Raw genomic sequence first — 11765 nt, 5'->3', positions numbered from 1 at the left:
CAATGGCACGAACAAAACTCTACACCGGAATCTACGTGGCACTGTTCGTCATCGCGACGCTGCAGGTCGGCGTCGAGCAGATCGGGCTGCTCGAGAGCAGCTACATGCTCGCGCTCGGGCTGATCACCGTCTTCTCGCTGATCAAGGCGGTGGTCGTCGCGGGCTACTTCCAGCATCTCGTCTGGGAGCCCCGCTCGGTGACGTACGTGTTGCTGCTGGGCTTCGTCGGCTTCCTGGCGCTCACGGTCGCGGCGTCGTACTCGATCCTGTAAGGCGCCGTCGCGAACGACCGCGGTTTTTCGACGATATCCCGTTCACGAGCGACGCCCGCACACAGCCGGTACGGTTTTGACGGCTCGCTGAAACCACGAGCCATGGAGTTGGCAGTTATCTCCGACAGCCACATCCCCGAGCGGCAACAGACCCTCCCCGATCGGTTCCGCGAGCGGATCGCGGCCGCCGACCACACGATCCACGCGGGTGATTTCGCGACAAGCGACGTTCTCGACGAGGTGCGTGACCTCGCCAACGAGCTGACGGCGGTCCACGGCAACGTCGACCCCGACGACCTCGGTCTCCCAGCGGTGGATTCGGTCACGGCTGGCGGCGTCACGTTCGTCGTCACTCACGGGACGATCAACCCCGTCGCCGCGGCCGTCGACGCGGCCGCCGTCGAGACGGCGATGGAACGAACCGACGACGGCGAGATCACGTCCTTCGACGCGACGATCGAGAGCGAGGCGGGGCTCGTTCTCCGCGGCGAGGAGTGGGCCGACGCGATCGCGGACACGGCCCGAGCGCGTGGCCGGAACGAGCCCGGCGACACGGTCGTCGGCGTCGGCGGCCACACCCACGTCGTCGAGGACACCGTCCACGAAGGGGTTCGCGTTCTCAACCCCGGCTCGGTCACCGGCGCCGACCCCGCCGAGCGGGCGACGATGATGACCGTCCGTGCCGGTGACGGCGAGATCGAAGTAACGCTCCACGAGGACTGAGCGTCGCCGTCCGCGGGAACGATCAGACGAACGGGGTGTCGATCGTCGGCTGCGTGAGCAGCCACAGCGCCGTGATCGCGTACAGCACCATTACGACCACGTACGGGAACTGGCTCCGGATGGACTGCTCCCGCCCGGTGAACAGCTCGACCGCACGGCTGTGAGCGGTCCAGACCCCGAGCAGGTGTCCGGTCAGCACGGCGAGGGGGGCGATCCAGCCGACCCACCCCGGCAGCACGAGCGCTGGCGGCGCGCTCGGCGGGGAGAAGGGGTTCAGGCCGACGACGACCGCCGCCGGCAGTTGGGTGAGGAGATACGGCAGGTAGTGGCCGAGGTGATAGCCCGCGGCCAGCGGCACCAGCGTGGGCGCGAACGCGGCGGCGATGCGCGAGGTCGACAGGTACGTCTGCCCGGTCCGGCGCACGATCGCTGAGGCGAGCCAGTACCCTCCGAACAGGAGCGCGTACCCGCCGAGCATCGCGGCGAAGTACGATAGCGGGCCGGGGAGACCGCCGCGAACGATCGGCGCCGCGAGCGACTGCCAGGCCGGCGTGGCGACCACCCCGTCGAAGAGCGTCACCCACAGCAGCGCCAGCACGAAGCCGACCTCGCTGGCCCGCGTGGTCGCGTCGGTATCAGTCCGAGCGAGTGTGGCGCCCGGGGCGGTCAGTACTAGGCCGTCGCCGGCGCGCTGGAGCGGCGCGACGCGTCCGAACAGGTCGAACACGCCGGTAACCGGGTCGATCTGTCGGCGCCACGGCTCCCGGCCGAACAGCACGCTCCCGATCAGCGTCGCGGCGAGATAGGCGACGACGACCGCCGTGAGCTGTCGCGGATCGGCGGCCACCGCGGTCACGATTTCCAGCCAGACGAGCAGTAGCAGGCCGGCGACGGCGGGCCAGCGGCCGACCCAGCCGGGCAGCGAGAGCCACTCGGCAGTCGGTAGCGCGGCCGCGAGGCGGCGGAAGGGGTCGAGTGCGGGCCAGCCGTTCCCCACGAGGTACGTGCCCGCGGCGAGGCCGACCCACCAGAGCACCCAGATCAGCAACACCGCGACGTTCCGCCCGGCCTCGCGCGGGCCGAGCAGTCCACCGGCAAGCACCCAAGCGAGACCGAGGAGGCCAACGGCGCCGCCGACGCGGCCGCCCCAGTAGCGTATCGTCGCGCCGGCGGGAACCGAGCGCCGCCGGCCGTAGTACGCCGCCAGGACGTCGCGGTCGATGACGACGCTCGTGAGCAGGAGGGCGATGCCGACGCCCGCGGCGCCGCTGAGCAGGAACAGCCACGTCGGCGCGCCAACCTCGCTGGCCGTGATCCCCGGGCCGCCGTGCCCACGAGCGGGCGCAGCGAACAGGCTCAGCGCCGACAGCACCGCAAACCACCCGCCAGCGCAGGACCGCGCGACTCTCCGGAGTCGAGCCGTTGGCGATGCCGCGCGCCGGCGGTGATCACACACGTCTCTCCGGTGTTCTGAAGGGGAGCTACAGGAACGTTTCGCAACCGGGTCAGGCCAGCAGCAGGTTCAGCGTGATCCCGACGACGACCAGCAGCCCCAGCATCCACGAGGCGGCCATCACGGCCGCCGCGCGCCGGTAGCCCCGCGCCTTCGCGGCCGCGTAGGTACCGTAGAAGAGGTAGAAGAGGAACGCCACCGCCAGCGCGATGGCGACTGCGATACCCCCGGCGTTGACTAGCGAGCCGGAGTAGACGTCCCCGCTCACGAACAACGCCGCGCCGCCGCCGACTGCGAGTGCGGCGACGATGAACGCCAGGGTCCAGACCGCCTCGTTGCCGGCGAGTGCGCTCCAGACCGACTGGTCGTTCCGCAAGGTCGGTGTGTAAGCTTTCCAGTTCCGGCCCATCACTGCCCCGACGACGGCGAGCAGGAGGAGGACCATCAACGCCGCACTCACGAGGTAGATCGTCGATGCCATAGTGCGCTCCGTTAGCGAAGAATGGCCGCGGCGAGCGTATAAAGATTCGTTTCTTCGTCGTGCGCCTCAGTCGAACGTGACCCAGGCCAGGAACGCGAGGGCGAGCGTCTCCAGCACGTGGAACAGCAGCATCGCGTGCCACGCGGGGTCGGGCACGCTCGTGCTGAACCACGCCGAGAGCGTCGGATCGACGAGGTAGTAGTAGAGCGAGAACCCGTTCTCCGCCAGCAACAGCACCGCGAACACGAGCATTCCCAGCGTGTGCTTCGAGCGGAGCTGGGCGTAGTTCTGCCCCCAGACCCAGCAGAGCCCCAGCAGCAGCAGTACGTTGATGCCGACAGCGACCTGTGCGGCGGTGACAAGCGTGCTCATCGGTGGGGCTCCCCGTGCTGCGTGTGTTCGGGCTCATGGTTGCTCTAGTTGGCTGGTGATCTCCTCGACCACGTCCCAGTGGTTCCGGGCGCGCTCCGTCGGCAGGTACACCGCGCCGTAGTCGTCGCCGCTGGCGCGGACGACGTCGTTCTCCGCCAACACCTCCAGGTGGTGGCGAACCGTGTCGTAGTTCAGGCTGAGCGCCTCGGCAAGCTGGTTCGGGTTCCGTGGCTGCTCCTCGACGGCACGGAGCACGCGAGCCCGGTTGGGCCCGCCACGGGTTCCCGACAGTACGTACCAGAGGGCCGCCTCCATCACACTGGGTCGAGCCACCGAGACTACCTAAGCCCACCGACCGCCCTTCCAACGGTCGGTGAGCTGGCTTACTCGACGATGAACTGCCCGGCGATCTCCTGGACCTCCGCCATCGTCTTCGGCTCGTCGACGCCGGCCGGGAACGGCGACTCGACGTTGAGTTCGTTGAGGAAGCTCGCGTGTCGGGCCTCGACGGAGTGGATGCTGATCGCGGCCTCGAACACGGCGTCGGCCGAGACGGTGCCCGCGGCGCCCTTGTATGCCGCGACGCCGGTGTTCTCGAGCGCCTTCGCGACGCCGAGGAACTCCGAGGGGGTCTCGTAGCCGAAGTCGTAGTTCGCCTCCTCGACGGGCGTGCCGCCGAGCTGTTCGACGGTGTCGGTCAGCGCGCTGACGTGGGCTGCCTCGTGCTCGCCGACCATCGCGAGGTGGCCGGGTACTTTCTCCTGGACGGTCGTGCCGTAGTCGCTCAGCACGTCGGCGTTCATCAGCTCCTCGTCGGTGAACCCCGCGAGGCCGTCGCGGTAGAACGCGTTCTCGAGATGCTCGAGCGTGAGCGCGTAGTTCAGCACGTCCACGTCGCTGGTGTCGTTCTCGGCCTTCCGATCGTGGGTCGGGCGCTCCTCGTCGAGTTCGTAGGCGCCGGGGTCGACCTCGCTGGTGACGAACTGGCCGGCGATCTCCAGCACCTCGTCGACGGATTTGGCCTCGTCGACGGCGCTCGGGAACGGGGCCCGATCGTTGACGAGGTTCAGGAACGCCGCGTGGCGCGCCTCGACGGAGTGGATCCCCGCCGCGACCGTGAGCAGGTCGTTGTTCACCACTGTCGGCGCGGCGCCGGCGTAGGCGGCGACGCCCGTGTTCTCCAGGGCCATCCCGACCTCGAAGAACTCCGAGGGCGTCTCGTAGCCGAACTCGTACTCGCCTTCCGGGATGGGCTCGCCGTTGAGGTCCTCGATCGTCGCGGTCAGCGAGTCGACGTGGGCCTGTTCGTGGGCGCCGACGGTCCGGAGATACTCCGGCACCTGCATCCGGATCGTCTCGTTGAACGACGAGAGCGCGTCGGCGTTCATCAGTTCGTCGTCGCTGAACGTCTCCAGCCCGTCGCGGTAGAACACGTTCTCCAGGTGCTCCAGCGTGAGCGCGTAGTTCAGCGTCGGCACGTCCGGCGCCGCGGGCTGGGGCGTCGCCGTCGGCTCTTCTGTCGGCTCCTCGGTCGGCGTCATCGTCTCAGTCATCGTCGACATCGGCTCGTCGGTCGCGGTCTCGGTGCCGTCGCCGCCCGAACAGCCCGCCAGCCCCACTGCCGAGGCTGCCGCCACCGCGCCGATGAAGCCACGTCGGGTGCGTTGCGAGTCGTCGTCGCCGCCTGAGTTCGTGGGGAACATCTCCACTTCGGTCGAGGGTCGATACCCGTATAGCAATTTTCCGAACTCTGACATAACTCTGCGGGGAGTGGGGCCCAACCGAGGGGGAATTTGGTCCGGAATCCCCTGCTGGGCGCCAGAAGTGGCTTCTGATCGACGATGGGGCGCCGACGAATGCGACCCTATTCTGACCGATTAGTGATACGAGTACGGCAGAGAGCGTCGCCGCTCGAACAGTTGGATCGAGAGAAATGCTCCGGCTGGGATTCGAACCCAGGTCATCACCGTGAGAGGGTGATATGATTGGCCGGACTACACCACCAGAGCGCTTCGCACTCCTCAGTATTCGGGTTGAACGTAAAACCGTTGCGTTTCCTCACCGCCGTGTGGCGGATTCGCAGGTCACGCGGTCGGCGTCGCCAGCCCGCTATCGGACCTGTTCGCCGCCGAGGAACACCTGCTCCGGCGACTGCCACGCCCGCACGTCCTCGAGGGGGTTCTCCGGGAGGACCAGCAGATCCGCGCGGTACCCTCTCTCGATCATGCCCGTGTCGTCGAGCCCGAGCAGGTCGGCGGCGTTGACCGTCGCCGCCTCCAGCGCGCCCGCCTCGTCGAGTCCGTACTCGACCATGTACGCCAGTTCGTGGGCGGCGTCGGCGTGGTCGTTGAACGGCGTGCCCGCGTCCGTCCCCATCGCGATTGGGACGCCCGCATCGAGCGCGTACTCCCAGGCGGCGGCCATCCGCTGGCCGGCCTCCTCGCCTTTCGCGACGGCCTGCTCGGGGATGCCGGCGTCGCTGTTCTCGACGATCCCCTTCAGCGCCGACAGCGTCGGCACCCAGTACGTGTCCCGCTCGGCCATCATCTCGGCGCCCGCCTCGTCCATGAACGTGCCGTGCTCCACGCTGTCGATGCCGGCCTGCACCGCGTTCTTGATCCCCTCCGTGCCGTGGCAGTGTGCCGCCGTCGACCGACCGGCGGTGTGAGCGGTTTCGACGAGCGCCTCAAGCTCCGTCGGCGTCAGCTCCGGCGCACCGGTCTGGGCGCCGGTGGTCAACACGCCGCCGGTAGCCATACACTTGATCGCGTCGGCGTCGGCTTTGAGCTGTTCCCGTACCGCCTTTCGAACCTCGGCGGGGCCGTCGGCCTCGCGGCCGAACCAGTGGCCGTGGCCGCCGGTCATCACGACGTTCTGTCCCGCCGCCTGCACGCGCGGGCCGAGCAGTGTTCCGTCGGCGACGGCGTCGCGGGCGTCGATGGCGACGGTCGCCGGCGCCCCCAGGTCACGGGTCGCGACGACGCCAGCTTCGGCCTGGTTGCGGAGGTTCTCTGCCGCACGGTAGGCAAGCGTCGCCTCGCTGTCGCCCTGGACGCTCTCTGCGTCGGGCCGGGCGTCCATCATCAGGTGGACGTGCGTGTCGATCATCCCGGGGACGACGAACTGGCCCGACACGTCGATGCGCTCGTCGACGTTCGCGTCGCTCGCGTCACCGACGATCTCGATCGTGTCGTCGTCGATCAGTACGTCCGCCGTCAGCACGCCGTCGGCGTCGACGACCGTGCCGCCTTCCAGTAGTTGCATAGCTACCGGTGGTGGCGCCGACTACCTAAAGCGTCGGGTGGCGGCTATCGCGGCGAGAAGGGTGGCTGGCTACTCGTCGCCCAGCGCGGCGAGGAGTTCGTCGATCTCCTCGGGCTCGTACGCCTCGTAGCCGTCGTCGACCGTGATCGAGGCGACCGATAGCGCGTCGGCTTCGATCTCCTCGTCGTGCTCGCGGAGGCTCCGGAGCACGAGCTTCAGCCCCTCTTCGAGGGTGAGCTCCTCGGACCAGCCGTCCTCGAGCACGCCCTGGATCTCCTCGCGACCGCCGCCGATGATCGTGGCTTTCCACTCGTGGGGCGTCCCTGAGGGGTCGGCGCTGAACAGCCGCGGCGTCCCGTCCTCGCCCTCGACGCCACCCTCGATCCCACCGATCAGGAGCGCCGCGCCGTAGGGACGGGTGCCGCCCCGCTGGGTGTTCTCCTGGATGTGGTCGGTGATGTACTTGGTGAGCGTCTCGACGCCGATGGCCTCACCGTAGCGCAGGTGGTTGGTCTGGGCCATCCGGCGGGCGAAGTCGATCAGCTGTCGCGCGTCGGCGACGTGGCCCGCGGAGGCGGCGCCGATGTGGTCGTCGAGCTTGTGGAGCTTCTCGATGCTCTCGGACTCCATCAGCTCCGAACTCGCCTGTGCCTGGGCGGCGAGCACGACGCCGTCCTGCGTTCGGACGCCGACGCTGGGCGCGCCACGGGAGACGGCCTCGCGGGCGTACTCCACCTGGTAGATGCGACCGTCGGGAGAGAACAGCGACGTACCGCGGTCGTAGGCCTGCTGGTCGTTTCCTCTCATCGGGAACCCTCCGCCGCGGAGACGGCTTCGCTGTCAGTCATCGATAACGGATACGCCCCCCGACTGAAAAACCCTGCTTAAGCGGGATTTTACAACCCCGACCGTTGCTGTCGATATTGTTGGGGCCGACCGACGACTCCGGCCGGGGGTCGACGCCCCGCTCGCCAAGTGCGTTTATCTCCCCGGCGACCACTGTGAGTATCATGGCACACACTGTCTGTCTCACCGTCGACTTCGACGCCGTCTCGCCGTGGCTCCACGCCGGCGAGTTCGGCGATTCGCCCGTCCAACGCTCCCGAGGCGTGTTCGGCGCCGAGGTCGGCGCACCCCGCTTGCTCGACCTGTTCGACCGCCTCGACGTGCCGACGACGTGGTTCGTCCCCGGCCACACGATCGACTCCTTCCCAGAGCCCTGCGAGCGCGTCGTCGACGCCGGCCACGAGATCGGTCACCACGGCTGGAGTCACACGCCCCCCGGCGAGTACGAGAGCCGTGAGGCCGAACGGGCCGACATCGCCCGCGGGATCGAGAGCATCGAGGCGCTCACCGGTTCGGCGCCCGCGGGCTATCGGTCCCCCTCGTGGGACTTCTCGCCCCACACCGTCTCGCTCCTGCAGGAGTTCGGCTTCGAGTACTCCTCCAGCGGGATGGCCCGGGAGTTCGAGCCGTACGAACTCGTCGAGGAGCACGCGCCCCGCGACGAACCCTACGAGACCGGCGACCCCGTCGGGATCACCGAGGTACCCGTCTCCTGGCAGCGCGACGACTACCCCGCGCTGGCGTTCTCGGGCAACCGAGCCTTCTCCGACGAGGCCGCGGTGTTTGACCACTGGCGCCGCCAGTTCGACTGGATGTACGAGTTCGTGGACGACGGCGTCTACGTACTCACGCTCCACCCGCAGGTCAGCGGCCGGAGCCCGCGGCCGGGGATGCTCCGAGAGCTGATCGAACATATGGCCGCCAAACCGGATGTCGAGTTCGCGACGGTCGGACAGGTGGTCTGACCGCGGTCGTCCCGTCCCGAAACCGTTTGGACCCCCGCGCCCCCACTCCCGCTATGACCGATCTCGCTGCCGCACTCGACGCCGACGGCCTGACCTGCTTCGTCGGCGCCGGCGGCAAGAAGACCACCATGTACGCGCTGGCGGCCGAGACCGACCGCGCGGTCGTCACCGCGACCGTCCGCATCCCCATCTTCGACCCGCACGTCGACCGCGTGGTCGTCACGGAGGACCCCATCTCGACGCTCGTCACGACCGACACGTACCCGCTCGGCCTCGTCCCCGAACAGGAGTTCGAGGACCGCTACCGCGGCTACGAGCCCGACACCGTCACCGACCTCGCGCGAGCCCACGACGGCCCGACGCTCGTCAAGGCCGACGGCGCCCGGATGCGCGACTTCAAAGCGCCCGGCGCGAACGAGCCCCGCATCCCCGAGACCGCGGATACGGTCGTCCCGATCGCCAGCGCCCACGCCGTCGGGGAACCGCTCGACGAGGAGCTCGTCCACCGCCCCGAGCGCGTCGCCGCGGTGGCGGGGGTCGACATCGGCGACGAGATCACGCCCGAGGTCGTCGGTCGGGTGCTCGCCAGTCCCGACGGCGGCCTGCGCGGCGCCCCGCCGAGCGCGACGGCGATCCCGCTGGTAAACAAAGTCGACGACGAGGACGACCTCGCGGTCGCCCGCGAGATCGCCGACGCGGTGCTCGAGCACGCCGATCGCTCGGTCGTCCCGCGCGTGGTGCTCGCGCGGATGGCCGACGCCGAGATCCGGGAGCTCCGCGAGTAGCTACGAGAGCCGCGCCGCGGCCGCCTCGAACTCTTCCTGCGTGTTGAGGTTCTCGAAGGTTTCGAGGTCGGTCACCGCCGCCAGTTCCGCCTCGCTCACGACCGCGTAGGAGAGATGCTCGAGCGGCGCGAGGATCTTCCGGTCGCCCCGCTCCAGCGCGGCGTCGCAGGCCGCGGCCATCGCGTCGGGGCGGTACACCGCCTGGGTCGTCTGGTACCAGCCGTCGCCCAGTCGCGGCACCGCGCCGTCGAACGGCGGTGACCCCTCGTCGTCCGCGCCCGCTGGAGGCGCGACATCGCCGCTCGCGCGGTCGAACAGGTAGTCGATCGCGTCGGGGTCGACGAACGGCATGTCGCAGGCGACGACGGCGGCGTACTCGCCCGACGCGGCCCGGCAGCCGTTTCGGATCCCCGCCATCGGCCCCTGATCGACCTCCGGGTCGAGCGCGAAGGCGGTGGGGAGGGGATAGCCCTCCAGTGAGCTCTCGATCGCGTCGCGCTGGTCCTCGCGGCAGTTCACCACGAGTTCGTCGACGACCGGTTCGAGTCGGTCGGCGACGCGCCGGATCATCGGCGTCCCCGCCAGCGGCGCGACCGCCTTGTCGTCGTCGCCGAACCGGGTCGAGCGCCCGCCGGCGACGATTACGGCCGAGTGCATGGGCGTGGCTGGGCGGCGTCGGGGAAAGTCGCTTGCGGTCCGGTTCAGCCGTCGTAAGACCGTTCGACGACGACGCTCCCGCTCGCGTTCCGGACGATCACGGTGTCGCCGCCGTTGTTCCAGACGGGCGACCTTTGGCCCCAGTAGCGATCGCCGTCGCCGTCCTCGCCGCTGCCGGTGTGGAGCGTGAGCGTCTCGTTCGGGCCGATCTCGGTTCCCTCGGGGAACGTGTACGTGTGGTCGGCTTCGTCGCTCACTGTCCAGCCCGAGAGGTCGATCGGCTCGGTGCCGGCGTTGCCGAACGTGAGGTACTCGTCGTTGAGGTTCTCGCGGTCGTCGCCCGCGGCGTCGGCGTGGATCGTCTCGATCCGGAGCGGCGCGCCGCCGTCGGCGACGGCCACGGGCGTCTCGGTCGCGGTCTCGGGCTCCTCGGTCGCGCAGGCGCCCCAGAGGCCGACACCGTTGGCTCGGGCGGCGTCCTCGGCGGCGCCGTAGCGATCACGGTACTCGAACCCCGAGTCGTCGTAGCGCCGGGCCAGCCCCCGCGTGAGCAGGCCGTAGTTGAACGACTCCCCGTCGACGTGGACGTACGCCAGCAGGCGACCGAAGTAGCCACGGCGGGGCTCGTTCGCGTCGAAGGAGAGCGTCACCGTCTTCCCCGTGAGTTCGTCCTTCGCGTGCTCGCTGGCGCGCTCGCCCCAACTCCGGAGGCAGTCGCGCCCGGCTTCCGTGTCCGGCACGCCCGGGAACTCCGCGGGGTCGTTCTCGGCGTGGACCTCCGGCGTGTCGACGCCGAGCAGGCGAACCGTGTCCTCGCTCCCGTTGGGCAGGCGCACGTCGATCGTGTCGCCGTCGACCACGTCGATCACCTCCGCCTCGACCGCGTCGGGCTTGGGCGTCGCGGCGGGCGGCGCGTCGACGGGCGTCGACGCCCCGGTAGCCGTGGGCGTCAGCGTCTCGGTGCCCGTGGGCATCCGGCCGTCGTCGGTCGGGACCGCGCCGCCGGCACAGCCGGCGAGAACGAGCAGCAGACTGAGCGCGACCGCGCGGACGGGGAACTGCATCGTCGGCGCTACGGCGACCAGTGGGAAAGGTGTTGGCTACGGGGCGAGCCGGTTCTTCCGGTTCTTCATGTGCTCCTCGTAGTAGTCGAAGGTGACCGGACACCACTCCGCGGCGAAGTCGAGGATCTCCTCGGTCAGCCCGCGGATCTCCCACTGCGCGTCGGCGGCGGCGCGCATGTCGGCGACGTGCATCAGCGTCCGGGCGTTCATGCTCAACACGACGTTGACCTCGGTGCCGATCGGGAGCACGAACCGGGCGTCCTCCGGCGGCATCCCCAGCTCGAGCAGGCGCTGGTACTCCTCGACGGAGCGCTGCACCGAGCTCCGGAACACCTCTTCGCGCTCCGCGACGGTCTCCTCGTCGACGGCGCCGCTCTGTTGATTGCGGCCGATCCAGTCCGGATCGGTCGCCGAGGGCGGCGTGACGACCATCTCTCCCTCGCCCACGTCCTCGGGGTCCACGTCGTCGAACGCGACGTAGCGCATGCTCTGCACGTCGAAGGAGACGTGTCGGTGCCGGGTGAGCTGGGCCATACACGAGCGGGACATCCCCTCGATCGCGAAGGTGGCCTGGGGGTGTTCGAACGGGCCGAAGTGGCCGTGACTCAGCAGGTGGCCGATCAGCGTCTCCTTTTTGTCCGTGATACTGTCGCCCTCGACGGTGTCCATCGTCTCTTCGAACGTCTGGTCGCCGACGAACGCCGACGCGTAGTCGTTTCGCGCGGCCGAACAGATCAGTTCCTCCGGGTTCTCCGTCGCCTCGAGCAGTTCGACCTCCATCTTACTACGGCACGGGACCCGGCGGGCCATAACTCTACCTTGTCGGCTCTCGGCGCGCGGCACACCCTTGGCCCGGAACGAATCGCTTTAGTGGCTCTCCGCG

14 protein-coding genes and 1 tRNA gene are annotated in these 11765 nt (G+C 69.2%); 4 read left to right on the top strand and 11 right to left on the bottom strand.

The genetic code is table 11. From position 1 onward, the window contains the following. Positions 1–2 precede the first annotated feature (2 nt). Complete coding sequence (locus SY89_RS12275; RefSeq protein WP_054584440.1) at positions 3–272, top strand: cytochrome C oxidase subunit IV family protein; 270 nt, start codon at positions 3–5, stop codon at positions 270–272. A gap of 102 nt (positions 273–374) precedes the next feature. Further along, positions 375–995 (top strand): metallophosphoesterase family protein, encoded by a 621-nt coding sequence (locus SY89_RS12270; RefSeq protein ID WP_054584439.1) that lies wholly within the window; start codon positions 375–377, stop codon positions 993–995. 22 nt (positions 996–1017) lie between these two features. On the opposite strand, the gene SY89_RS12265 is transcribed toward SY89_RS12270, so the two are convergent. From SY89_RS12265 to SY89_RS12230, 8 genes are all read right to left on the bottom strand, one after another. Next, positions 1018–2367 (bottom strand): hypothetical protein, encoded by a 1350-nt coding sequence (locus SY89_RS12265; RefSeq protein WP_054584438.1) that lies wholly within the window; start codon positions 2365–2367, stop codon positions 1018–1020. 133 nt (positions 2368–2500) lie between these two features. Further along, positions 2501–2929: a hypothetical protein gene (locus tag SY89_RS12260; RefSeq protein ID WP_054584437.1), complete on the bottom strand. Its 429-nt coding sequence runs from the start codon at positions 2927–2929 to the stop codon at positions 2501–2503. 66 nt (positions 2930–2995) lie between these two features. Then, positions 2996–3301, bottom strand: coding sequence for a hypothetical protein (locus tag SY89_RS12255; protein WP_054584436.1), 306 nt, complete (start codon positions 3299–3301; stop codon positions 2996–2998). Between the two features lie 33 nt (positions 3302–3334). After that, positions 3335–3616, bottom strand: coding sequence for an ArsR/SmtB family transcription factor (locus SY89_RS12250; RefSeq protein WP_054584435.1), 282 nt, complete (start codon positions 3614–3616; stop codon positions 3335–3337). Between the two features lie 68 nt (positions 3617–3684). Continuing rightward, positions 3685–5004 carry a ferritin-like domain-containing protein gene (locus SY89_RS12245; protein WP_054584434.1) on the bottom strand — a complete coding sequence of 440 codons (1320 nt, stop codon included), beginning with the start codon at positions 5002–5004 and terminating at the stop codon, positions 3685–3687. A gap of 231 nt (positions 5005–5235) precedes the next feature. After that, positions 5236–5310 (bottom strand) — tRNA-Glu (locus tag SY89_RS12240). 100 nt (positions 5311–5410) lie between these two features. After that, the gene (locus SY89_RS12235; RefSeq protein WP_054584433.1) at positions 5411–6565 is read right to left on the bottom strand and encodes a metal-dependent hydrolase family protein; all 1155 of its coding nucleotides are present in this window, start codon (positions 6563–6565) and stop codon (positions 5411–5413) included. A 69-nt stretch (positions 6566–6634) separates the two neighbouring features. Further along, positions 6635–7372 (bottom strand): archaeal proteasome endopeptidase complex subunit alpha, encoded by a 738-nt coding sequence (locus SY89_RS12230; protein WP_054584432.1) that lies wholly within the window; start codon positions 7370–7372, stop codon positions 6635–6637. Between the two features lie 200 nt (positions 7373–7572). Here SY89_RS12230 and SY89_RS12225 point away from each other — a divergent pair, with 200 nt between their 5' ends. Beyond that, positions 7573–8376, top strand: coding sequence for a polysaccharide deacetylase family protein (locus tag SY89_RS12225; protein ID WP_189319185.1), 804 nt, complete (start codon positions 7573–7575; stop codon positions 8374–8376). 53 nt (positions 8377–8429) lie between these two features. Continuing rightward, a complete protein-coding gene (yqeC, locus tag SY89_RS12220; RefSeq protein WP_054584431.1) occupies positions 8430–9161 on the top strand; it encodes a selenium cofactor biosynthesis protein YqeC in 732 nt (243 codons plus the stop codon). Here the strand turns inward: yqeC and SY89_RS12215 are convergent, their stop codons facing one another. The 3 genes from SY89_RS12215 to thyX are packed head-to-tail and all read right to left on the bottom strand — an operon-like array spanning position 9162 to position 11662. Then, positions 9162–9818 carry a molybdenum cofactor guanylyltransferase gene (locus SY89_RS12215; RefSeq protein ID WP_054584430.1) on the bottom strand — a complete coding sequence of 219 codons (657 nt, stop codon included), beginning with the start codon at positions 9816–9818 and terminating at the stop codon, positions 9162–9164. Positions 9819–9862: 44 nt separating this feature from the next. Beyond that, on the bottom strand, positions 9863–10882 hold the full coding sequence (locus SY89_RS12210) for a lamin tail domain-containing protein (protein ID WP_054584429.1): 1020 nt from the start codon (positions 10880–10882) through the stop codon (positions 9863–9865). 36 nt (positions 10883–10918) lie between these two features. Then, positions 10919–11662 (bottom strand): FAD-dependent thymidylate synthase, encoded by a 744-nt coding sequence (thyX, locus tag SY89_RS12205; RefSeq protein WP_054584428.1) that lies wholly within the window; start codon positions 11660–11662, stop codon positions 10919–10921. Positions 11663–11765 lie beyond the last annotated feature (103 nt).

The organism is Halolamina pelagica (assembly GCF_001307315.1).
In the GTDB taxonomy this organism is placed as follows: Archaea; Halobacteriota; Halobacteria; order Halobacteriales; family Haloferacaceae; genus Halolamina; species Halolamina pelagica_B.
The sequence above is the reverse complement of the archived record's forward strand: the minus strand, read 5'-3'. Positions and strand labels throughout refer to the sequence as shown.